Annotated in this window: 20 protein-coding genes; 6 read left to right on the forward strand and 14 right to left on the reverse strand. The window is 69.2% G+C overall.

Annotated features, from left to right (window positions below; translation table 11 throughout):
• Positions 1-45: 45 nt before the first annotated feature.
• The 5 genes from ACRSBM_RS40555 to macS all read right to left on the reverse strand — a co-directional run bounded on the left by ACRSBM_RS40555 (position 46) and on the right by macS (position 4,694).
• Entirely contained in the window at positions 46-1,224 is a 1,179-nt protein-coding gene (locus ACRSBM_RS40555; protein WP_434452009.1) for a glycine C-acetyltransferase, read from the reverse strand.
• On the reverse strand, positions 1,224-2,255 hold the full coding sequence (tdh, locus tag ACRSBM_RS40560) for an L-threonine 3-dehydrogenase (RefSeq protein WP_434452010.1): 1,032 nt from the start codon (positions 2,253-2,255) through the stop codon (positions 1,224-1,226). The genes ACRSBM_RS40555 and tdh overlap by 1 nt, the downstream gene beginning before the upstream one ends.
• Before the next feature lie 89 nt (positions 2,256-2,344).
• Positions 2,345-2,854: a DUF1707 SHOCT-like domain-containing protein gene (locus tag ACRSBM_RS40565; RefSeq protein ID WP_434452011.1), complete on the reverse strand. Its 510-nt coding sequence runs from the start codon at positions 2,852-2,854 to the stop codon at positions 2,345-2,347.
• Between the two features lie 20 nt (positions 2,855-2,874).
• Complete coding sequence (locus ACRSBM_RS40570) at positions 2,875-3,537, reverse strand: response regulator (protein ID WP_434452012.1); 663 nt, start codon at positions 3,535-3,537, stop codon at positions 2,875-2,877.
• Positions 3,534-4,694: a MacS family sensor histidine kinase gene (gene macS, locus ACRSBM_RS40575; protein WP_434452013.1), complete on the reverse strand. Its 1,161-nt coding sequence runs from the start codon at positions 4,692-4,694 to the stop codon at positions 3,534-3,536. Before macS ends, ACRSBM_RS40570 begins: the two co-directional genes overlap by 4 nt.
• A 123-nt stretch (positions 4,695-4,817) precedes the next feature.
• Here macS and ACRSBM_RS40580 point away from each other — a divergent pair, with 123 nt between their 5' ends.
• Positions 4,818-6,014: a diguanylate cyclase gene (locus tag ACRSBM_RS40580; RefSeq protein ID WP_434452014.1), complete on the forward strand. Its 1,197-nt coding sequence runs from the start codon at positions 4,818-4,820 to the stop codon at positions 6,012-6,014.
• Here the strand turns inward: ACRSBM_RS40580 and ACRSBM_RS40585 are convergent.
• Positions 6,011-6,145, reverse strand: a complete 135-nt coding sequence (locus tag ACRSBM_RS40585; protein WP_434452015.1) for a hypothetical protein — start codon at positions 6,143-6,145, stop codon at positions 6,011-6,013. The genes ACRSBM_RS40580 and ACRSBM_RS40585 overlap by 4 nt on opposite strands.
• 162 nt (positions 6,146-6,307) lie before the next feature.
• The gene (locus ACRSBM_RS40590) at positions 6,308-7,459 is read right to left on the reverse strand and encodes an AI-2E family transporter (protein WP_434452016.1); all 1,152 of its coding nucleotides are present in this window, start codon (positions 7,457-7,459) and stop codon (positions 6,308-6,310) included.
• Positions 7,460-7,539: 80 nt separating this feature from the next.
• Between ACRSBM_RS40590 and ACRSBM_RS40595 the strand changes: the two genes are divergently transcribed.
• The 3 genes from ACRSBM_RS40595 (at position 7,540) to ACRSBM_RS40605 (ending at position 14,044) form a co-directional block, all read left to right on the forward strand.
• Entirely contained in the window at positions 7,540-9,717 is a 2,178-nt protein-coding gene (locus ACRSBM_RS40595; protein WP_434452017.1) for a hypothetical protein, read from the forward strand.
• A gap of 150 nt (positions 9,718-9,867) precedes the next feature.
• Complete coding sequence (locus ACRSBM_RS40600; RefSeq protein ID WP_434452018.1) at positions 9,868-10,626, forward strand: hypothetical protein; 759 nt, start codon at positions 9,868-9,870, stop codon at positions 10,624-10,626.
• A 190-nt stretch (positions 10,627-10,816) separates the two neighbouring features.
• Entirely contained in the window at positions 10,817-14,044 is a 3,228-nt protein-coding gene (locus ACRSBM_RS40605; RefSeq protein WP_434452019.1) for a chaplin family protein, read from the forward strand.
• A 70-nt stretch (positions 14,045-14,114) separates the two neighbouring features.
• On the opposite strand, the gene ACRSBM_RS40610 is transcribed toward ACRSBM_RS40605, so the two are convergent.
• Both ACRSBM_RS40610 and ACRSBM_RS40615 read right to left on the reverse strand, forming a co-directional pair.
• Complete coding sequence (locus tag ACRSBM_RS40610; RefSeq protein ID WP_434452020.1) at positions 14,115-14,483, reverse strand: hypothetical protein; 369 nt, start codon at positions 14,481-14,483, stop codon at positions 14,115-14,117.
• Between the two features lie 84 nt (positions 14,484-14,567).
• Positions 14,568-15,419 carry an SDR family oxidoreductase gene (locus ACRSBM_RS40615; protein WP_434452021.1) on the reverse strand — a complete coding sequence of 284 codons (852 nt, stop codon included), beginning with the start codon at positions 15,417-15,419 and terminating at the stop codon, positions 14,568-14,570.
• Between the two features lie 118 nt (positions 15,420-15,537).
• Here ACRSBM_RS40615 and ACRSBM_RS40620 point away from each other — a divergent pair, with 118 nt between their 5' ends.
• Complete coding sequence (locus ACRSBM_RS40620; protein ID WP_434452022.1) at positions 15,538-16,140, forward strand: TetR/AcrR family transcriptional regulator; 603 nt, start codon at positions 15,538-15,540, stop codon at positions 16,138-16,140.
• A gap of 319 nt (positions 16,141-16,459) precedes the next feature.
• On the opposite strand, the gene ACRSBM_RS40625 is transcribed toward ACRSBM_RS40620, so the two are convergent.
• Complete coding sequence (locus ACRSBM_RS40625) at positions 16,460-17,320, reverse strand: NAD(P)-dependent oxidoreductase (protein ID WP_434452023.1); 861 nt, start codon at positions 17,318-17,320, stop codon at positions 16,460-16,462.
• Positions 17,321-17,393: 73 nt separating this feature from the next.
• Between ACRSBM_RS40625 and ACRSBM_RS40630 the strand changes: the two genes are divergently transcribed.
• The gene (locus ACRSBM_RS40630) at positions 17,394-17,756 is read left to right on the forward strand and encodes a MerR family transcriptional regulator (RefSeq protein ID WP_434452024.1); all 363 of its coding nucleotides are present in this window, start codon (positions 17,394-17,396) and stop codon (positions 17,754-17,756) included.
• 327 nt (positions 17,757-18,083) lie between these two features.
• Here ACRSBM_RS40630 and dnaB read toward each other — a convergent pair whose 3' ends face one another.
• The 4 genes from dnaB to ACRSBM_RS40650 form a co-directional block, all read right to left on the reverse strand.
• The gene (dnaB, locus tag ACRSBM_RS40635; RefSeq protein WP_434453434.1) at positions 18,084-20,111 is read right to left on the reverse strand and encodes a replicative DNA helicase; all 2,028 of its coding nucleotides are present in this window, start codon (positions 20,109-20,111) and stop codon (positions 18,084-18,086) included.
• A gap of 565 nt (positions 20,112-20,676) precedes the next feature.
• On the reverse strand, positions 20,677-21,129 hold the full coding sequence (rplI, locus tag ACRSBM_RS40640; protein ID WP_434452025.1) for a 50S ribosomal protein L9: 453 nt from the start codon (positions 21,127-21,129) through the stop codon (positions 20,677-20,679).
• 17 nt (positions 21,130-21,146) lie between these two features.
• Positions 21,147-21,386 carry a 30S ribosomal protein S18 gene (gene rpsR / locus ACRSBM_RS40645; RefSeq protein ID WP_030480165.1) on the reverse strand — a complete coding sequence of 80 codons (240 nt, stop codon included), beginning with the start codon at positions 21,384-21,386 and terminating at the stop codon, positions 21,147-21,149.
• A gap of 58 nt (positions 21,387-21,444) precedes the next feature.
• Entirely contained in the window at positions 21,445-21,954 is a 510-nt protein-coding gene (locus ACRSBM_RS40650) for a single-stranded DNA-binding protein (protein WP_434452026.1), read from the reverse strand.
• Positions 21,955-21,981 lie beyond the last annotated feature (27 nt).

A 21,981-nucleotide genomic window follows, 5' to 3' on the forward strand; every position in this document is an offset into this window, starting at 1 on the left:
GGTAGTGCGCCGATCGCCGGAATTCTTACTGAGAAGTGATCGGGGTCACATCTTGGCGCGTGCGGCGACGAACGCGTCGACCGCCCGGTTCACGTCCTCCGTGGTGTGCGCGGCCGACATCTGCGTGCGGATCCGCGCCTTGCCGTGCGGCACGACCGGGTACGAGAAGCCGATCACGTAGATGCCCTGCTCCAGCAGCAGGTCCGCGAGCCTGGCCGCCTCGGCCGCGTCACCGATCATCACCGGGATGATCGGGTGCTCGCCGGGCAGCAGGTCGAAGCCCTCCTCGGTCATGCGCCGGCGGAACAGCTCGGTGTTCTCCCTGAGCCGGCCGAGCAGCTCGGAGGAGTTCGACAGCATGTCCAGCGTGGCGATCGCGGCGGCGGTGATCGAGGGCGCGAGCGAGTTCGAGAACAGGTACGGGCGCGAGCGCTGGCGCAGCAGTTCGACGATCTCCGCGCGACCGGACGTGTAACCGCCAGACGCGCCGCCCAGCGCCTTGCCGAGGGTGCCGGTGACGATGTCGACGCGGTCCTGCACGCCGAACAGTTCCGGGGTGCCGCGGCCGGTCGGGCCGGTGAAGCCGACGGCGTGCGAGTCGTCGACCATGACCAGCGCGTTGTAGCGTTCGGCCAGGTCGCAGATCTCGTCCAGCGGCGCGAGGTAGCCGTCCATCGAGAACACGCCGTCGGTCGCGATCAACCGGTAGCGCGCGTCGGCCGCGTCCTTGAGCTGGCGCTCCAGGTCGTCCATGTCGCGGTTCTTGTAGCGGAACCTCTTGGCCTTGGACAGCCGCACGCCGTCGATGATCGACGCGTGGTTCAGCTCGTCGGAGATGATCGCGTCCTCGGCGCCGAGCAGCGTCTCGAATAGGCCGCCGTTCGCGTCGAAGCACGAGCTGTAGAGGATCGTGTCTTCGGTGCCGAGGAACTCGCTGAGCTTGCGCTCCAGTTCCTTGTGCGGCTCCTGGGTGCCGCAGATGAACCGCACCGAGGCCATGCCGAAGCCCCAGTCGTCGAGGGCCTTCTTGGCCGCCTCGATCAGCTGCGGGTGGTCGGCCAGACCGAGGTAGTTGTTGGCGCAGAAGTTCAGGACCTCGTCACCCTGGCCGACCCGGACGGTGGCGTTCTGCGGGGTGCCGATCACGCGCTCGGACTTGTAGAGCCCGGCCTCCCTGATCTCCCCGATCGTCTTGACCAGGTCGTTCTTCAGCTCGCCGTACATCAGGCTCCCGTCCAGTCGAGGATGACCTTGCCGCACTTGCCTTCGCGCGCGGTGGCGAACGCCTCCGCGTGCCGCGTGTGGTCGTACCGGTGGGTGATGACCGGCGCGAGGTCGAGGCCGCGCTGCAGCAGCACGGTCATCGAGTACCAGGTCTCGAACATCTCGCGGCCGTAGATCCCCTTGATGTGCAGCATCTTCAGCACGACGCTGCTCCAGTCGACGCCGAACTCCTCCGCGGGCAGGCCCAGCATCGCGATGCGACCGCCGTGCGCCATGTTCGCGATCATGCTCTGGAGCGCGACCGGCTTGCCGGACATCTCCATGCCGACGTCGAAGCCCTCGGCCATGCCGAGCTCCTGCTGAGCCTGCTCGATCGTCTTCTCGGCGACGTTCACCGCGAGGTCGACGCCGACCTTGCGCGCGAGGTCGAGGCGGTGCTCGGAGATGTCGGTGATCACGACGTTGCGCGCGCCCGCGTGCTTGGCGACGGCGGCGGCCATGATGCCGATCGGCCCGGCGCCCGTGATGATCACGTCCTCGCCGATGACCGGGAAGCTCAGCGCCGTGTGCACGGCGTTGCCGAACGGGTCGAAGATGGCGGCCACGTCCAGGTCGACGGCCGTGCGGTGCACCCAGGCGTTCTGCTCGGGCAGCACGACGTACTGCGCGAACGCGCCGTTGGAGTGCACGCCGAGGCCACGCGTGTTGGCGCACAGGTGCCGTCGGCCGGCCTTGCAGTTGCGGCACGTCCCGCACACGAGGTGGCCCTCGCCGCTGACCAGGTCGCCCACCTTGACGCCGGTGACGGCGGCGCCCACCTCGACGACCTCGCCGACGAACTCGTGCCCGAGGACCAGCGGTGCCTTGATGTTGGCCGCGGCCCAGTCGTCCCACGAGTCGATGTGCAGGTCGGTGCCGCAGATGCCGGTTCGCAGCACTCTGACCAGCACGTCCGTCGCTCCCGGGGTGGGGTCCGGGACGTCGGTCAGTTCGAGGCCAGGCCCAGCGGCGACCTTGACGAGAGCCTTCATGCGGGAAGTGTCACCCTCGCCGCTTGTGTAGTCCATCGGGACTTTCTGAAGTCCTTGTGCAGTTCAGCTTTATAGGTGAACTTCTTCGATCAGCGCTTCCGCTTGATCACCACGGTCCCGCCGCGCACCGCGCCCTTGAGCTGGAAGTGGGGGTTGCCGACGGCGTTGCGGACCTTGTCCTTGAGGTCGCCCGCGGTGATCTCCACGGCGTTGGTGTCGACCGACGAACCCGCTGGCAGCAGGAGCTTCACCGAACCGAACGACACGTCGAGGTCGACGTTGACGACCGGCGGCACGTCGGCCGCGGTGAAGTCGAGGTTCGTGGTGCCGAGGGTGTTCCGGATGACGAGCTCGCTCGGCACGATCCAGTGGCCCTTGCGAGTGGTGGTGCCCATCGTGTTCTTCAGTTCGGTCCGCGCGTGCGCCAGCTCGTTGTTGACCATGCCGGGCAGGTCGACCAGCACGGCGTTCAGGTCGGCGCGGGTCTTCGCGCTCAACGCGGTGTCCGTGCGGGAGGTGAACTCGTCGAGCGTGATCATGCCGCGGCCCACCGCCTTGTTCAGCAGGGTGACGACGTGCTCACGTTCCGCGTCGGACACGCGTAACACTCTGGGATCTGTCATTTCTCCGCCTCCGGTTCGACGTCGAGACCGTGCTCGATTGCATAACGCGCCAACTCCACCCGGTTGTGCAGTTGGAGTTTCCGCAACGTCGACTGGACGTGGTTCTCGACCGTGCGGTGGGAGATCACCAGGCGGTTCGCGATCTGTCGTGCGGTCAGGCCCTTGGCCACGAGCCGCAGCACCTCGGTCTCCCGATCGGTGAGCTGCGGCTTCTCCTCCGAGTCGTCGGGTGCGGCGGCCATGCGCCGGTACTCGCCCAGCACCAGGCCCGCGAGGCCGGCGGTGAACACGGCGTCGCCGGCGGCGGTGCGGGACACGGCCTCGACGAGCTCCTCCGAGGACGCCGACTTCACCAGGTAACCGGACGCGCCCGCCTTCACGGCCTGCAGCACGTCGTCGTGCTCACCGGACGCGGACAGCACCAGCACGCGCGTCTCCGGCAGCTCACTGGTGATCATCAGGGTGGCGTCGACGCCGGAGAGCTCACCGAGGTTGAGGTCCATCAGCACCACGTTGGGCCGCACGGCCTTCGCGATGCGCACGGCCGAGGGCGCGTCGCCCGCGGTCGCCACGACGTCGAACCCGCGTTCCTGGAGATCGCGCGCCACGCCTTCGCGCCACATCGGGTGGTCGTCCACGACCATCACCGAGACCGTCATCCTGCCGCCCCCTTCCTGAACACTCGAACCTCCCATTCCGTGCCCTCCCCCGGCCCGGTCTGGAGCTCCAGCGTGCCGCCGAGCGACTCCACCCGGCCTTTGATCGACTTCTCGATGCCCATCCTGCCCTCCGCGGCGGCGTCCGCGATCCGGCCTTCCGGGATCCCCGGTCCATCGTCCCTGACGCTGAGCACGACCTCTTCCCCGAGATCCTCCAGCAGCACCCACGCCCTGGCGTCCTCGCCGGCGTGCTTGTCCACGTTGGACAGTGCTTCGCGGACCAGCGACGTGAGCTCACCCGCGGCCGTCGCCTTCAGCATGACCTGGGTGGCCGGTGTGGACACCTGGATCCTGGGCGTGGCGAGGAGCTGCAGGCCGGGCCGCAGGTCGATCTCCCCGTCCACAGTGGAGTCGGCAGGCGCGGCGGCCACCAGGTTGCGCAGCGCGACCTCCTGCTCCCCCGCCAGCCGGGCCAGTTCGGCGGCCTCGCCACCGGCCTCCAGGCCGCGCTTGCGCACGCGGGCGAGGACCTGCAGCACGCTGTCGTGAATCGACCGGGCGAGCCTCTCGCGTTCCGCCGTCGCCGCCTCCGTCCTGAGTGCCTGGGCGAGCCGCACCGCCGAACGCCGCGCGGTGGCCGAGGCCATGCCGACGACCATGCCGGCGCCGGCCAGCAGCACGACGTCGCGCAGCAGGTCGAGGCTCGGCACGCCCTTCGACAGGTAGGTGAAGAGGCCGACCGTCAGCCCGCCCGCGAAGCCGGCGGCGGCTCCGCCGAGCGCACCGAGCGCGACCGCCGGAACGCACGCCCAGATCGTCGTGATCAGCGGGACGTTCAGGGTCAGCAGCTGGTGGTCGGACATGATCAGCGGCGACAACGACATGAGTCCGCAGGTCAGGGCCAGGTCGACCAGCACGAGCGGCCACCGCCTGCCCCACGTCGTGCTGTACGCGCGGCTGGTGAAGACGGACCACAGCGCCATCACGCCGAGCGTCGCCCACGCGAGCCACGGCCGGACGAAGCCGGACTGGTTCGCGATCACGTTCGCCGCCGCGAACAGGAATGTGACTATGCGTAGCGCAATCGTCCCGCGCCACAGGGGCGTAGCCGGGTCGTCGATCACCTTCGTCACACGTTCGGCAGGCTCTTTGCGCACGCTGTGCTCCCTTCGGACACCATCCTGCCGTGTGAACGTGTCCTGGCTAACCCCCAGGTGGCCGTCTTCTGCCGAACGGAGGAATGTGCGACGCTCTCGGGGTTCGGGGGAGGGCGATGCAGGGTGCGCGACTGGCCGGTGTGGAGGTTGCGGCGGCCCGCGCTCGGCTACTGGTTGTTCATCGACGTGGCCGCCCTCGCCACCGTCACCTACGCGATCCTCTCCTCCGAGACGCCGTCACCGTCCGAAATCGCCAGGTTCGGCGCGATCGCCGGCACCGCGGGCGCGGTGATCATCTGCAGCTCCATCTACAGCCACCGTCTCGGTGAGACCGAACGCAACCCCTGGGCAGCCCACCTCTCCTACCTGACGGCCGGCATCATCGCCCTGCCGCCGAACCTGATGGTGCTGCTCCTCTTCGGACCCGCGCTGCACTGCCTGCTCGCGCAACGCCCCGAGACCCACCGCTGGCTGTTCACCCTGAGCGCCACGACGGTGGCCGTCTTCGGCACCCGCTACCTGCTCGGCTGGGCCGACCCGCACGCCAACCTGCTGGTGATGGTCCTGGGCGCCGCCGTCCTGCTGGCCGTGCGCGCGGCGTTGATCGCGTTCGGCCTGAAGCTGCGCACCCCGACCGCCACCTTCGAGGAGAACGTCGGCGAACCCATCGACGTCATCCTCGGCATCGTCGCGGTGTCGATCGGCGGCCTGATGGGCTGCGTGGCGCAGTCGAACGCCGTCCACGCCCTGATCGCCGGCCCGCCCCTGGCCCTGCTCGAACGCGCCGCCCAGCTCCCGCAGTGGCGCCGCTCGGCCCAGCGCGACGCCAAGACCGGCCTCGCCAACGCCGTGCACTGGGACAGCCGAGCCCGCTACGAACTGGCCAAGGGCTCCGGCCGCACCCGCCCGATGGCCGTGATGCTCCTCGACCTCGACCACTTCAAGAAGGTCAACGACGAGGTCGGCCACCTGGCGGGCGACGCAGCCCTCGCCGCGATCTCCCTGCTGCTGCGCGGCACCGTCCGCCGCGGCGACCTTGTAGGTCGGTTCGGCGGCGAGGAGTTCGTCGTCCTGCTCCCCGAAGCCACCCCGGACGAAGCCGAGCACGTCGCCGAACGCGTGCGCAAGGCCGTGGCGGCCCTCCGCGTGCCCACGATGGCGACGGACGGCAAGCCGCGCGAGCTGCGCGGGCTGACCGTGTCGATCGGAGTGTCCACCACGACCCGGTTCGGCTACGAGCTGCCGGACCTGCTGGTGGCGGCGGACGCGGCGTTGCTGGCGGCCAAGGCGTACGGCCGCAACCTCGTCTCGATGGCCTAGCGTTCGTCGAGTTCGCCGGAGCCAAAGCAGAGGCCGCACTCCTCCTCGTCGTGCGCAGGTTCTCGGCCAGTCCTGTCCGGGCACTCGATCCGGTCGATGTACCACGGCCGCAGCTTGCTGTTCGTGTCCATGACCCGGACCGTGCGGGCCTGGTGTCACCGGACTTTCGCTCCGAGCATCCCCGGCCGAGCGGTCGAGCCGTGTATGTACGCGGCGGTGTTACGTGGCCTGCGCAGCTGTCGGCGCAACCTCGTCTCGATGGCCTAGCGTCGGCTTGCGCGTCGAGGGCTGGGTTAGAGCTCCTCCACCCGCTCGCTCGTGTCGTCCTTCGGCGCCGTGTCCTGCGGGTTGAGCACGTCCACCTGCTCAGGCTTCTGCTCCGCGTCCGCGTCCGAGATCAGCGACCGGATCCCGGAGTTCAGCACCGCCAGCAGCGGCACGGCCAGTAGCGCCCCGGCGATGCCGCCCACGACCAACCCGCCCGCGATGGCGAGCACCACGGCCAGCGGGTGCAGCTTGACCGCGCGGCCCAGCAGCAACGGCTGCAGCACGTGCGACTCCAACTGCATCACGCCGATGAGCACGGCCAGCACGATCAAAGAGGCGATGGGCCCGTTGGTCACCAACGCGACCAACACCGCCACGGCACCGGTGAACACGGCACCGATGATCGGGATGAACGCACCGAGGAACACCAACGCCGACAGCGGCACCACCAGTGGCACGCCGATGATCGCCAGCCCGATGCCGACACCCACGGCGTCGACGACCGCCACGGCCGCCGTCGCGCGCACATAGGAAACGAGCGAGCTGAACCCGCGTCGGCCTGCCACGTCGACACGTCGGCGCACGTCGCGAGGTACCGCACGGGTCACGAAGCGCCAGATGCCATCGCCGTCGTGCAGGAAGAAGATCAACGTGAACAGGGCGAGCAGCAGGCCCGTCAGCAGCTCGCCCAGCGTCGCGGCGGTGGTGAGCGCGCCGGACGTGATCTCGGCCTGGTTCTCCTTGATCGTCTGCACGATCTCGTCGATGTAGGTCTGCAGCTGCTGGTCGGACAGGTGCGCGGGCCCGTCCTTGAGCCACTTCTGGATCGTGTCGAGCGACGCCGCCACCTGCGACTGCAGCTCGGGGAGACCGCGGGAGAACTCACTGATCACGAACGTCAGCACGCCGCCGAGCACACCGATGCCGATGATCATCATCACCGTCGTCGCCACGCCCCGCGGCACCCGCCACTCGACGAGTTTCGCGACGCCCGGCGACAGCAGCGCGGCCAGCAGCAGGGCGATTGCGACAGGGATCACTATCGACGCGAGGAAACCCAGCACGTACGCGACCACGTACAGCGCGGCCACCACGACGACGAACCGCCAGCTCAGCGCGGCACTTACCCGTAGCAGCAGCGGAACTCGGCTGCTGATCTGCGACTCCGGTGCGCTCACGGAACTCACGTTAACCGTTCGAACCCTCGCCAAGCCGGAACATCAGCAGGGATGATCCGATTCGTCAGGGGGAGGACGAAGTGATCAAGCCGGAAGACTTGACCGAGGTCGAGCGCCAGGTCGCGGGCGCCTATGCGGGCGGCACCGAGTTCGACCTGACCGGGCAGAGCGTGCGGGGCGAGGTGCTCACCGGTCTGCTGACCGGCATGTACCGCGTGCCGCGCAAGGGACTACCCGCTCTGCGCCTCCGCAACGCGCGGATCACCGGCAGGTTCGAGCTGGAGGGCACCCGTGTCACGCGGGTCATCGACCTCACCCACTGCACGTTCGAGCAGCCGCTCGACCTCCGGATGGCCCGCCTCATCGGGCTCAGACTGCGCGGCACCCGCGTTCCCGGGCTGCAGGGCCGCAACCTCCGGGTCTTCAGCGACCTCGTCCTCGAGGCCGGCTTCACCTGCACCGGCACGGTCGACCTCACCGACGCCGCCGTCGACGGCACGCTCCGGCTCGCCGGTGCGGTGCTGCGTTCCGAGACCGCGCACGCGTTCCTCGGCGCCCGCCTGCGGGTCAGCGGATCCGTCCAGGCCATCGCCATGCGCGCCAACGGAGAGGTCAGGTTCCGTGGCGCCACGATCGGCGGCAGCGTCCACCTCGGCGGCGCGCGGCTGATCAACACCGGCCAGGACGCGCTGGAGGCGTCCGGACTGGTCGTCGCCGGCAACGTCTTCTGCAACTCCGAGGGCGGCCGCTTCACCGCGGACGGGCGGGTGCTGCTCGACGGCGCCCGCGTCGGCGGCAACCTCGAGTTCACCGGCGCCCGCCTGAACTCGAGCCACCGCGTCGACAACCAGGTGCTGGTCCTGCCGCACGGGCTGGCCGACGAGGCGGCGACGCTGGTGGCCGACCGCGTCAGGGTCGAGGGCAACGTCGAGCTCGACAACGGCTTCACCTCCAACGGCACGGTCCGGCTGCCGAACGCGATCGTCGGCGGTTACCTGAGGCTGTCCGGCGCGGTGATCGGCCCGCGCGACATCGCCGAGGAACTGGCCGGCGACGTCACCAACCGGATCCCCGTCGCCATCCACGCGGACGGCATGCAGGTCAGAGGTGACGTCGAAGCCCGCAGCGCGGCCAACAACGGAGGCTCGCGCACCCCGCCGTTGCAGACCTACGGCCAGGTCCGGTTGTCGAACGCGCAGATCCAGGGCAGCGCCAGCATGTCCGGCGTCTCGCTGCACGGCCCCGGCATCGACGTGCTGTTCGCCGACCGCCTCCAGATAGGCGGCACCCTCTTCCTGCGCGAGCTGAAGGCCAAGGGCTCGATCCGGCTGCAGAACGCGACCATCGGCTCCACCCTCGACATGTCCGGCGCCGAACTGACGCTCCCGCGGTTGCGAGGGAACGGCACGCAGAAGCCGTCACTGGACGCCCGCGCCATCACGATCGGCAAGGACCTCCTGTGCAGCCGCGGGTTCACCGCGGTCGGCGGTGTGCGGATCCGGCTGGGCGAGGTCGGCAAGATGGCGACGTTCAGCGACTCGCACCTCGGCTCGACCTCCGCGGACATCGCCCTGAACGCGTACGGCCTCACGGTGCACCAGTTCCGCCTGCACATCCCGGAAGGCCAGCAGCCCAAGGGCAAGGTCGTGCTGAGCCGCCTCAAGGCCGTGTCGGTGACCGACGGGCCGGGGCTGTGGGACGCCGAGGGCGGTGTCGCCGTGGACGACTTCGAGTTCGCCGGCATCACCGCCGACCCGGACGTGCCGGTGGAGACGCGGTTGAGGTGGTTGCTCAAGGTGCAGCCGGACTTCGCGCCCGGACCGTACGAGCAGCTCGCCGCCGTCTACCAGCAGGGCGGCGAGGAGGAGCTCGCGCAGAAGGTCCAGCTGGAGAAGCAACGCCGCCGCTACTCCGAGCTCGGCAAGGCGGGCCGGGTCTGGGGCGCGGTGCAGCGGTGGACGGTCGGCTACGGCTACCGGCCGTGGCTCGCGATCTGCTGGCTCGGCGTCTTCTGGCTGTTCGGCGCGCTGTGGTTCAACTGGCATCCGATGGTCAAGCTCAACTCCGACGAGGACCCGGTCTGGAACGCCTGGCTGCTCGCGCTCGACCTGCTGATCCCGATCATCGACTTCGGCCACGACGGGAAGTGGCAGTTCACGGGCGCCTCGCAGTGGATCTCGTCGCTGCTCGTCGCCGTGGGCTGGGTGCTCGCGTCGACCGCCGCCGCGGGAGCGGCCCGCGTGCTGAAACGGGTCTGAGCCCAGGCGGCCGCGTTCACACGATGTAGTTAACCGAGCGCTCAGAGCGTGCATTCGCGGCCGAGGGACTGGCAGAGTCGCCGACGTCGACTTGATCAGCTTGATCGTCGGCGAATCCCTTGAGTGCCACCGAGTAGTGAGGTTCCTGCCTTGTCCGCTGGTCTGCGAGCGAAGACGGGAGCGAACGGCATCCGCCGGTTCGCCACCCGAGCGCTGCTCGCTGTCGGCGGTGCGATCGCGGGTACCGCAGTTGCCTGGGCGCTCACGACGTCCTCGGCGCAGGCCGCGGAAGACGCGCAGCAGTTCGACGTCGTCAGCACCCTCGTCGCCAGCACGGACGAGAAGCTGCCGGCCGTCGTTCCCGCTGCCGAGGCAGTGCACAAGATCGACGAGTCGTTGCGCGCCGAGCACCAGAAGGCTCGCGCCGCACTGCCGGACATGCAGGTCCCCCAAGCGGTCGAGAAGATCGCCGAGCGGATCCTGCCCCAGGTCACCAGGGTCGGTCAGTCCGAATCCGCCGCCACTGAGCGGGCGATGGACGTGACGTTCCCGGAGATCCCGGCTCCGGCCACCAACGCCGGGCAGTCGCCGGCACCGGTGGCCTCGAAGCTCGCCGGCCCCACCGGTGCTTCGTGGACGGATCTGTTGGAGCACAACGACTTCGTTGTGCCCTCCGAGCAGAGTCCGTCCTTGCCCAGCAACCCGTTCCCGAAGCTGCCCGTCCCGGCCCCCGCGCCGGTGCACTGCACTTCGTGCTCCGACGGTTCTGGCTCTGCCAAGGGCAGCATGTTCGCTGCCCTCGCTGCGTCCGGCAACGCTCACGGCACCTCGGTGGCGCGCGCTCTCGCGCCGTCCACCGACGAGGTCACCGTGACGCCGGGCAAGCAGCCCGGTATCAACCCCGACTGATTCCAGCGCGCGGTCCGCGACAGCCCTCTCCCCTGGCTGTCCGGAAGTCGACCGTCGCGCTTTTTCTTGCGCTCCTTCCGGTCGATCACCGCGTGCGACTCCCCCGGTGATGACGCGCCCTCCCCTGCGCGTCCGGCCTCGCCCCATGAACACCCGTCGTCGAGACGGGAAATTCGAAGAAGGAGATCTAATGCAGACCTGGGCAAAGCGCGGACTTCAGACCGCGTTTGTCACTGGTGGTTTGCTGATGCTCGGTACGGGCATCGCTTCTGCTCAGGAGAACGTCGACCCGGACGCCGCCCCGTCGCCGGTCGACATCGCGGCCTCGGTTCCGATCAAGGCCGACCAGAACAAGCTGGCGACGCCGGCCAGGGAAGTCACGGTCCCGAAGGTCGACCGGACCGTCAGCACCAACCACGTCACCGACATGGTGCCCACCCGCACGGCCGCACCCGCCGCCCACCCGCTGATCCGCCAGGCAAGCAATCGTGTGCAGGGCACCGCGATGCAGAACACGGTGCGCGGCAACAGGATCCAGGGACACCTCGATGTCCCGATCAACATCTGCGGCAACGCGATCGCGGTTCTCGCCAACACCGAGGCGTCCGCTGACTGCTCGCAGCCCATGCACCGCAACGGCGTCATCGTCACCGACGGCGCGGGCCAGTCCCTCGCCGGCAACGTCGTCGCCGTCAACCACGCGCTGCCCGTCCAGATGACCGGCAACGCGGTCGCGGCCGGTGGCAACGCCCGCACCAACACCACCGCCGAGCAGACGTCCACGACCGGCGGCGACATCACCACCAACGGTGAGAAGGGTGCCCTCGCCGGCAACGTCATCGCCGAGCAGGGCGCGACCCCGGTCCAGGTCACCGGCAACGGTGTGGCCGCGGTCGGCATCGCCGAGGCCCACTCGGCCGCCAACACGTTCTCCTCGGCCGAGGGCAAGATCCTCACCGGCGGCAAGAGCGGTTCGATCTCCGGCAACGCCGTGCCGATCCCGCTGGCCCCGCTGTTCGAGGTCAACGGCAACTCGGCCGCCGCCGGCGGCAACGCCACCACCGACTCGGTGCAGACCGGCACCGCCATCGCGGGCGGCAAGACCGCCACCAACGGCGACCCCGCCACGCTCGCCGGCAACGTCCTCGCGCCCGCGCTCGCCGGCCCGATCACGGTCGACGACAACGCCGCCGCCGCCGGCGGCAACGCGACCGCCGTGAGCGACACGTCCAACTGGTCGGACGCCGGTGGCGTCATCTACACCACCGGTCACGGCTCCACGGCGTCCGGCAACGTCGGCGGCGTGCCGATCTCGCTCCCCGCTTCGGTGGGTGGCAACGGCGCGTCCGTGGTCGGCAACGCGCTGACCGACCACACCAACGAGGCGAACTCGAACGCCGGTGGCGACGTCTTCACCCTCGGCGACAAGTCGGTGCTGTCCGGCAACATCGCCGACGTTCCCCCGGCCACGGCCGTGGACGGGTGCGGCAACGGTGCGACCGTGGCCGGCCAGGCCGCGGGCACCTGCATCAACGACGTCAACTCCAAGACCGGCGGCTACCAGGGCACGTCCGGCAACGACTCGGTCCTGTCCGGCAACCTGGCGCAGACCCCCCTTGCCACCCCTGCCGAGGTCTACGGTGTCGCCGGCGCGGTCGGCGGCCAGGCCTCCGGTTCGGCCGACGAGACCAAGGACGTCCGCTCCAGTGGTCAGCCGAACACCCAGGACGACCACGGCACGGTCTCCAGCAACATCGTGACCGTCCCCACCGCCGCCGCGCCGCAGGTCTTCGCGGTCACCGCCGGCGTGGTGGGCAACACGTCGTCCGACACGTCGAACGACACGTCGGTCATCGCGGGCGACGCGCCCAAGGCCTACGGCAAGAAGAGCTCGGCGTCGGGCAACATCGTCCAGGTCCCGACCTCGACGCCGGCCCAGGTCTTCGCCGACGGTGTCACCCTGGTCGGCAACAACGTCACCACGGGCGACAACGCCACCAGCATGAAGGCGGGCGGCGACGCTCTCACCACCGGTGAGCAGGGTTCCATCGCCGGCAACGCGATCTCGACTCCGGTCGCGACCGGCACCCAGGTGCTCGGCTGGTCGGTCGGCGGCGGCAGCAACGTCGACGCCTTCTCCACCAACGACCTCGACTCGGTCGCCGGTGGCAACGTCAAGAGCAACGGTGACGGCGGTTCGGTCGCCGGCAACCTGATCGGTGTGCAGCCGGCCGTGCTTCCCGCGGTTCCGGGCAACACCTTCTCCGCGGCGGGCATCACCAACTCCGACGTGGTCAGCGACACCAAGGTCGTGTCCGGCGCGGACAGCCAGACGAACGCCGACGACGCGTCCCTCTCCGGCAACCTGGTCCACGTCCCCGCCAACGCCTTCGCCGGCGCTTACGCGAACGCGGTGGCGCTGGCGGGCAACGCCACGACCATCACCGACGAGACGTCGCACACCGAAGCGGGTGGCGACATGGTCACGGACGGCAGCGGACCGCTGACCGCCCGCGAGATGACCGTTCCGGTCGAGACGGCGTTCGAGCTCGCGCGCATCCCCGTCGAGGTCGTCGGCCAGGCGACCACGCTGGGCACGAGCGACGACACCCAGCTCACCGGCGAGGACGAGGGCACCCTGCGTGCCACGCAGCTCAAGGGCCTCGAGCTCCCCAAGGGCGTCGACAGCCTGATGAAGGCCAACGAGGTTCCGGCGTTCCACGGCCTCAACACGCTGCCCTTGAACCAGCTGCCTCTGGGCAAGCTGCCCATTGGTCAGCTGCCCATTGGCCAGCTCCCTGTCGGCCAGCTTCCGGTTGGCCAGCTCCCTGTGGGTCAGTTGCCCATCGGCCAGCTGCCCGTGAACAAGCTGACCAGCCCGACCGGTCTCAAGAGCGTGACCGGCCAGCTGCCCGTGGGCCAGTTGCCGGTTGGCAAGCTGCCCGTCGGCAAGCTGCCCGTTGGTCAGCTGCCCAGCCCGGCCGGCCTCAAGACCGTCACCGGCAAGCTGCCCACCTCGGCTCTGCCCGGTGCGGCGCGGGAGCGTTCCTCCCTGCCGCTGAACGGTGGCACCGCCGGCATCACGCCGAACGTCCAGGGTCTGCCCCTGGGCCAGGTGCTGGACGCCGTGACGCGCCTGGTCCCGGCCGGCGCCACCCAGCGCTCGCTGCCGTCCCTCCCGGTGACCGCCCCGGCCCTGCCGGTGCCGGTGCAGCTGCCCGCTCTGCCGACCGAGCGTTCGCTGCCCGCGCTGCCGATCGACGGCCCGGCCTCCCTCTCGGGCCTGAGCGTGAACCCGACCCAGGGCCTGGTGCCGCAGGCCGGGGAGCGCTCGCTCCCGCAGCTGCCGATGGACGCTCCGGCGCTCGCCATGATCGACCCGGCCAACCTGTTCCAGAAGGTGACCGGCTCCCTGTAACACCCCGCTGGTTGTAACACCCTCCCCGGTAAGAAACTGAGCCCCGGCGACACACCCGTGTCGCCGGGGCTCAGTGCCGTGTGGGGGGTGTCTCCGCTGTCGCGAGCACCTCGCCCGGTTCCGCGTCACCATCGCTCGTGACCCAGTGGACGTGCGGACCTTCTCCGACCAGTTGCCTGATCAACTCCGCGACCGGCGACCCGTCCCCGAAGTCGTGCTCGGCCAGGACCGCCAGAACCGAGTCGCCGTACCGGGCGACCGTGAAGTCCGGCCGCAACCCCGCGCGCAACACCTTCGCCGCACCCAGCACGTCGGCAGGTCCCGTGACCAGAACCAGCGTCACGAGCGTGCCGCGCGTGCGGGCGCGGATCAGCGACTGCTCCAGGCGGTCGAGCAGCAGCGCGTGTCCGGGCAGGCCCGTGAGCGGGTCGTGCAGCACAGTCCGGTTCTAGCCGAGGCGTGGCCCGTTGACCAGCACCGCACGGGTGAGGCCAACCGACCTTATGAGCATCAGTCGCCTCGCTCAGGCCACCGGCGCCGGAACGGCCTTCTCGGCCGCGCGACTGGTCTCCTCCCAGGCGGCCCAGGTCTCCATGCGCCGCCGCGAGATGTCGAACGCGACGTCGTAGACCATGCTGCCCAGCAGAAGCCGCAGCGGCGGTTCGTCACTCGCGACCAGCTTCATCACCGCCTCGGCGGCCAACCGCGGTTCGCTGTCGACCGACCCTTCCGCCCACTGCTTCTCCAGCTCCGCACGCAGACCGTCGTAAGCGGGGTTCGGTTCGGTCGCCCTGCTGCTCGTGTACAGGTCCGTCCAGTAACCGCCCGGCTGGACGATGGTGACCTTGACGCCGAACTGCGCGGCCTCCGCGGCGAGCGCTTCGCTCATGCCCTCCAGCGCGAACTTGCTGGCGCTGTAAAGCCCGGTGCTCGGGAAGCCACCGAGCGCGCCGATGCTGGAGATCTGCAGGACGTGCCCGCCCTTGTTCTTCCGCAGGTGCGGCATGACCGCCTGACTGACCCACAGCGCACCGAAGAAGTTGAGCTCCAACTGAGCGCGCGCCTCGGCTTCACTGAACTCCTCCACCATCCCCGCGAACAACGCCCCGGCGTTGTTGACGACGACGTCGAGCCGGCCGAAGTGCCCGACCGCCTCCCCGACGACGTCGAACACCTTCGCCCGGTCGGTCACGTCGAGGCTGATCGCGAGCAACCGCTCCGGGTGCTGTGCGACGAGATCGTCAAGCGGCCCGACATCGCGCGCCACACCTACGACCCGGTCACCCGCGGCGAGCGCGGCCTCGGTGAAGGCTCGGCCAAGACCACGGCTGGCACCAGTGACGAACCAGACCCGTGAGCTCCTTGAGGCTTCCAACGTCTTCCCCCATCGTCGCGAGACGAACCGTCTCGTCTCGTCTGAGCGATAGGATGCACCGCCGCTGGTGCCGTGTCAAGACGGACCGTCTCGTCTCGTCATGGGCTAAATTCATCCCGTGCCCACGAAAGCCGTCCCAGACCCCGGCCGCCGCAGCGAGACCGCGCGCCGAGCCATCCTCACCGCCGCCATCGACCTGGTCGGTGAGGTCGGGTACAAGAAGCTCAGCATCGAAGGCATCGCCCAGGCCGCCGGAGTCGGCAAGCAGACGATCTACCGCTGGTGGTCGTCGAAGGGCACGCTGCTCTTCGACGCCTTCCTCACCCTCGCCGGCGAGGGCGAAGCCGCCGCTCTGCCCGACACCGGCGACCTGGCAGCCGACCTGAAACTCGTCCTGCGCGCCACGGTCGACGAGCTGAACGACCCGCGCTTCGACCAGGCCATGCGCGCCATGCACGTGGAGATCGTCAACGACCACCTCCTCGCCGCCGACTACCAGCTGCGCCTGGACCAGCCGATGCGCGAGCTGAAGAAGAACCGCCTGCGCGCCGCCCAGCAGGTGGGCCAGCTGGCCGCGGACATCGACCTCGACGTGGCGGTCGACATGATCTGGGGGCCGATCCTCAACCGGTGGCTGCACCGGACCGGGCCGTTGACCAAGGAGTACGCGGACCAGGTGGTGGACACGGCGCTGCGCGGCATCGAGCCTCGCCAGGCCTGAACCTGGGTCACCTGAGCACCGAAGGTGCCTGCGCACTCGTGTTCGTGGACCTGTCCACCGACGTGCCGGCCTTCTACGTGACACCACCCGACGTCGAACGCGGCGACGTCGAGCGGCACCCCGATGCTTGGGACAGGTTCGATGCCTAGCGCCCCTCGACGGTCGTGGCTCCATGCGCGCGAGGGATCACCGGCTGGCGGCCGAACTGTTCGCCCACTCGATCACGGCGATGATCTGCCGGAGGCACAGGGGCCGACGCGAGGTGCGGCCTTGGCTCCTGCGGCTGCCAGGTGGCTGACCCGGCTGCCACCAGCACGACTCATGGCTTGCGGAACTGCTCCACCAGCGCTGCGTAGCCGCTGGCGCCGTGGCCGACGGCCGCCGCTCGCTCGGCCAGTGCCTTGACGAGTTTCGTCAGTTCGGTGTTGATGCCGAGCGACTCGCTCTCCTCGACCACATGTGTCATCGCCGCCAGGTGGGTGTCGATGGTGCCGTCGTCGGCCGGGTAGGTGCCGTTGTCGGCCTGCCGCGCGTAGTTCGGCAGCCAGCCGGCCACCGTGTCGATCGCCGTCCGTGCGATGGGGAGGTACGCCGTGGCGGACACGCCGGCCGTGCCGAGGATCGCGGCGGCGTTGAGGAAACCGTCGAGCATGCCCCACATGAGGACGAGCGTGGCCATCTCGTGCGTGGCCGACAGTCCGGGGTCGTCGCCGAGGTGGAGGCCTGTGCCGAGGCTGTCCAATGTGGACTTATGGGCGTCGTACAGCGATCGTGGCCCGCTGTAGGCGAGCACGGCCTCGGCCGTGCCGACGGCCTCCGGGACGGCCATGATCCCGCCGTCGAGGTAGCCGCCGCCGCGGCGTGCCACCTCCTCGGCGAGCGCTCTGGCGCGTGAGGGCCTGCCCGAGGTCAGGTTCACCACGACCCGACCGTCGAGCGGTTCTTCGAGGACGTTCGCCACGGCGTCGTAGTCCGACACGCAGACCACCACGAGCGGGGCGGCCGCGATCGCGGCCGCCGGGGACTCGGCGAGCGTCGCGCCCCTGGCCACGAGATCGTGAGCCTTAGCCGTCGTGCGGTTCCACACGGTCGTCGGGTGTCCCGCGCGCAGGAACGTCCCGGCGAGGGCGCCGCCCATCAGTCCGAGGCCGAGAACCGTGACGGGTGTGCCGGTGTGCATCATGTGCTCCTTTTCTGCTCGGTGGCACAATCGTCAACCTTCACACCGGTATGAAGGTCAAGGGGGAAATCGCGTGCTGATCGGGGAGCTGAGTCGGCGGACCGGGGTGAACGCGCACCAACTGCGGTACTACAAGGCGCAGGGTCTGCTGGTGCCCGACCGTGGCGGCAACGGCTACCGCGAGTACGGCGACGACGCCGTGCTGGCCGTGGCCCAGATCAGGAAACTGCTCGATGCCGGGCTGTCGACCCAGGAGATCGGCTACCTCCAGCCATGCGTCACCGGCGCGGCCCCCGACCTGAAGCCCTGCCCGGAGACCCTGGACCTGCTGCGGGCCCGCATCGCCGGACTGGACGAGCAGATCGACATGCTCGTCCAGTCTCGCCAGACATTGCGGGACTACCTGGCGGCCACGGAACGGCGGATGGCTGGCTGACCTCGCCTGAAACGACATCGTTACGACACCGTTCGTGGAAACTACGAAAATCGGCCGAAAGACACCACAACGGCGCGTCGGCGTCAGGCGCTGTACGCCTTATCACCTCGTGCGACGTCAAATGGGTCGATTTGTCGGCGAGTAGGTTGACCGCCCCATTGGCGCGTTCGACGTGGTTCGAGCGTCGATAGCTGACCGTTGCAGCTACGTCGGCATGGCGGCGACACCACCCAGGCGACCCAGTCTCAGCCGTGCTTCAGAAAGGAAGTCGAGATGAAGCAATTCCCGAGAAGATGAAGTCAGGGTTGAGACCTACACCGGGTCGGCTCAGGTCTGGGCCAGGTCGGTGAAGCGGCTGTAGTGCAGCTGGTGCGCCACGGTGATGGTGGCGGTCGGACCGGCGCGGTGCTTGGCGATGATCAGGTCGGCCTCGCCGGCGCGCGGGTCGTCGCGTTCCCAGGCGTCCGGACGGTTGATCAGGATGACCATGTCGGCGTCCTGTTCGAGGGAGCCGGACTCGCGGAGGTCGGAGAGCATCGGGCGCTTGTCGGTGCGTTGCTCGGGGCCTCGGTTCAGCTGGGAGATCGCGATGACCGGGACCTCCAGCTCCTTGGCGATCAGCTTCAGGTTTCGGGAGAACTCCGAGACCTCCTGCTGGCGTGACTCGGTCCTCTTGCCCGACGACATCAGCTGAAGGTAGTCGACGACGACGAGTTTGAGGTCGTGGCGCTGCTTGAGGCGGCGGGCCTTGGCGCGGATCTCCATCATCGTGAGGTTCGGGCTGTCGTCGACGAACAGGGGGGCCTCGCTGATCTCGCTCATCCGGCGGGCCAGGCGGGTCCAGTCGTCGTCGCTCATCTTGCCGCCGCGCATGTCGCCGAGGCGGATGCGGGCCTCGGCGGAGAGCATGCGCATCACGATCTCGGTGCGGCTCATCTCCAGGCTGAAGATGGCGCTGGTCAGGCCGTGCTTCACCGAGCACGACCTGGCGAAGTCGAGGCCCAGCGTCGAGTTGTGGGTCGGGATCATCGTCTCGCCCGCGAGGTACAGGTGGTCGTGGTTGTCGACCTCCACGCACCGGACCGGCACGGAGGCGACCGGGCGCACCGCGAGGATCTCCACCTGGGCGTGCTGGCCGAGGCCCGCGAGCAGCTCGTCGACGTCGCGGCGCAGGCGGGCGAAGCGGCCGTCGATCTGCAGCGCCGCCAGCAGTTCCTCGCGCTGCTTGCGGGACGCGCGCAGGTACGCGGCGGGGATGTGCGGGTCGTCGGCCAGGTCGAGCTCCTTGGCGACGCGCAGTTCGTCGTCCGTCAGCTCGAGGTCGCCCAGGCCGGAGAGGAACAGGCCGAGCGCGCGGGGCGAGAGCGGCAGCGGGGCCGCGGGCAGGTCCCACGCGGCGGACATGCGGATGAACTGGCGGCACAGGCCGGAGCGCTCGAACAGCTGCGCGGTCGTGCGGATCGCCCAGAAGCCGCCGGTCTCGCTGCACGACTCCGTCAGCCACTGGTGCTCGGCGTCGGCCACGATCACCGCGCCGTCGGAGAACTCGACCTCGAAGCACGGGCGGCCCGTCATCACCTCGGTCGCGGCGACCACGCGCGTCGGGCGGCCGTCCGCGCCGATCAGGTACGAGCCGACCTCGACGGCACCCATGGTCGTCCAGCCGGACGGGGTGGGCAGCGGGGTGTCGAGCGCCAGCGCCTTGCCGACGCCGGGGCGGGCGGCGACGATGATCATCTGGCCGCCGTGCAGGCCGTTCGTGAGCTCGTCGAGGTCGGCGAAGCCGGTGGGGATGCCCTGCGAGATGCCGCCGCGGGACGCGATCGCGTCGATCTCGTCCATCGTGGGCTGGAGCAGGTCCTCCAGCGCGACGTAGTCCTCGGTCGTGCGGCGGTCGGTGACCTCGTAGATCGCGGCCTGCGCGCGGTCGACCACCTCGTCGACGTCCGCGCCCTCGGCGCCGTTGTAACCGAGCTGCACGATGCGCGTGCCCGCCTCGACCAGGCGGCGCAGCACCGCCTTCTCGGCCACGATCTCGGCGTAGTAGCCGGCGTTCGCGGCCGTCGGCACCGTCGCGATCAACGTGTGCAGGTACGGCGCGCCACCCACGCGCAGCAGCTCGCCGCGGCGTTCGAGCTCCGCCGAGATAGTGATCGGGTCGGCCGGCTCGCCGCGGCCGTACAGGTCGAGGATGCAGTCGTAGATCGCCTGGTGGGCCGGGCGGTAGAAGTCGTTCGGCGCGAGCGCCTCGATGACGTCCGCGATGGCGTCCTTGGACAGCAGCATGCCGCCCAGCACCGACTGCTCGGCGGCGAGGTCCTGGGGCGGCTGACGCTCGAATGCGGGCTCCGCCATGCCCCGGTCGTCCACGAGCGCCACTGCTGAATCACCCCTGCGAAGAGTCGAGAGCCGGTGCCTGGTCCCCTAGTTGTACAGCGCGGCACCGACAATTTCGGGCGGCCACGCTGTGCGATGACGTCGCCCTGCCGCGACGCTAGAGGGACCCGTCCGGAGCAAGCAAACCAGCGTGTGGATCGCCCTGTGGACAACTGGGGGACAACCTGTGGATGCTTGCTCATAGGGGTCGTGGAGCTGGGGACAACCTGTTGACAACCGGTGGAGTGACAGAAGTAACTGCAGCTCAGTGGCTGTGCACAAGTTGTGGAAAAAGTTGTGCGCCACACCGTCGGCGTGTCGCAAAAAACACCTTCGTCGGCGTGTCGCCATCACGCTGAACGACTGGTTTATCCACAGGACGTGGACAGGGCGACACTGCTCCTAACGAGCGAAAGCGCCACCCACCCGGAGCATTCCGGGTAGGCGGCGCTTCAGCAAGCTGAACCCCGTTTTCCGCAACGCGGGGGCCCTACGTTTCCCTCAAGGAAACGCGGGGCCCCCGCGTTACGTGAGAAGCAGGGACTTACTCGCCGGCCGTGACGTCGACCGGCAGGGCGACGGTGACCTCGGGGTGGAGGCGAACCGTGACCGAGTGCTTGCCGGTGGTCTTGATGTGACCCGGCAGCTCGATGGCGCGCTTGTCCAGGGCCGGACCACCGGCGGACTTGACGGCAGCCGCCACGTCCGACGCGGTGACCGAGCCGAACAGCTTGGTGCTGCCGGCGGCGGCCTTGGCCTTGAGCGTCACGGAGAGACCCTCGAGCGCGGTCTTGATCTCCTTGGCGTGGTCCAGGTCGCGCACGCGGCGGGTGTCCTGCGCGCGGGTGATGACCTGGATCTGCTTCTGCGCACCGCGGGTCGCGACGATCGCGAGACCACGCGGGAGCAGGTAGTTGCGGCCGTAGCCGTCCTTGACCTCGACGATGTCGCCGGGAGCGCCGAGGCCGGAAACGTCAGCGGTGAGGATGAGCTTCATCGCGGTGTCTCCTTTCCTTAGCGAGCGGTCGAGGTGTAGGGCAGCAGGGCCATCTCACGGGCGTTCTTCACGGCAACAGCGACGTCGCGCTGGTGCTGCGAGCAGTTGCCCGTGACGCGGCGGGCACGGATCTTGCCGCGGTCGGAGATGAACTTGCGGAGCAGCGTCGTGTCCTTGTAGTCGATCAGCGACGCGCTCTTGTCCTTGCAGAAGGCGCAGACCTTCTTCTTGGGCTTGCGCACAGGCGGCTTGGCCATGTGTCTCTAACTCCTGAATACGCGATGAGTGAAGTACTGGATGACCGGTGCTGTCGGTCTAGAAGGGGGGCTCGTCGGCGAAGCCACCAGAGCCGGCCGGCGGGGCGGAACCCCACGGGTCGTCTGCCGGCGCGCCGCCGCCACCGCCGCGAGACTGCTGACCGCCGCCGCCGCCGAAGCCGCCGCCACCGCCGCCGTCTCCACGGCTGACCTTGTTGACCTTCGCGGTCGCGTAGCGCAGCGAGGGGCCGATCTCGTCGACCTCCAGCTCCACGACAGTGCGCTTCTCGCCTTCCTTCGTCTCGAAGGAACGCTGGCGCAACCGTCCGGAGACGAGCACTCGCGAACCGCGGGTGAGCGACTCGGCCACGTTCTCGGCGACCTGCCGCCACACGTTGCACCGCAGGAACAGCGCCTCGCCGTCCTTCCACTCGCCCGACTGCTTGTCGAACGTGCGGGGTGTGGAGGCGACCGTGAAGCTGGCCACCGCCGCACCGGACTGGGTAAAGCGCAGTTCGGGGTCGGCAGTCAGGTTCCCGACCACCGTGATCGTCGTCTCACCAGCCATGTCTTGGGAGCTCCCCTGGATCGAGGT

The organism is Lentzea xerophila (assembly GCF_051094245.1).
In the GTDB taxonomy this organism is placed as follows: Bacteria; Actinomycetota; Actinomycetes; order Mycobacteriales; family Pseudonocardiaceae; genus Lentzea; species Lentzea xerophila.

Bases quoted from the DNA above. Each gene is read 5' to 3' on its own strand.
- tdh (WP_434452010.1), bottom strand. From the start codon at position 2,255: ATGAAGGCTCTCGTCAAGGTCGCCGCTGGGCCTGGCCTCGAACTGACC.
- ACRSBM_RS40585 (WP_434452015.1), bottom strand. From the start codon at position 6,145: ATGGACACGAACAGCAAGCTGCGGCCGTGGTACATCGACCGGATCGAG.
- ACRSBM_RS40570 (WP_434452012.1), bottom strand. From the start codon at position 3,537: ATGACGGTCTCGGTGATGGTCGTGGACGACCACCCGATGTGGCGCGAA.
- ACRSBM_RS40605 (WP_434452019.1), top strand. From the start codon at position 10,817: ATGCAGACCTGGGCAAAGCGCGGACTTCAGACCGCGTTTGTCACTGGT.
- ACRSBM_RS40555 (WP_434452009.1), bottom strand. From the start codon at position 1,224: ATGTACGGCGAGCTGAAGAACGACCTGGTCAAGACGATCGGGGAGATC.
- ACRSBM_RS40650 (WP_434452026.1), bottom strand. From the start codon at position 21,954: ATGGCTGGTGAGACGACGATCACGGTGGTCGGGAACCTGACTGCCGAC.
- ACRSBM_RS40625 (WP_434452023.1), bottom strand. From the start codon at position 17,320: ATGCACACCGGCACACCCGTCACGGTTCTCGGCCTCGGACTGATGGGC.
- rplI (WP_434452025.1), bottom strand. From the start codon at position 21,129: ATGAAGCTCATCCTCACCGCTGACGTTTCCGGCCTCGGCGCTCCCGGC.
- dnaB (WP_434453434.1), bottom strand. From the start codon at position 20,111: ATGGCGGAGCCCGCATTCGAGCGTCAGCCGCCCCAGGACCTCGCCGCC.
- rpsR (WP_030480165.1), bottom strand. From the start codon at position 21,386: ATGGCCAAGCCGCCTGTGCGCAAGCCCAAGAAGAAGGTCTGCGCCTTC.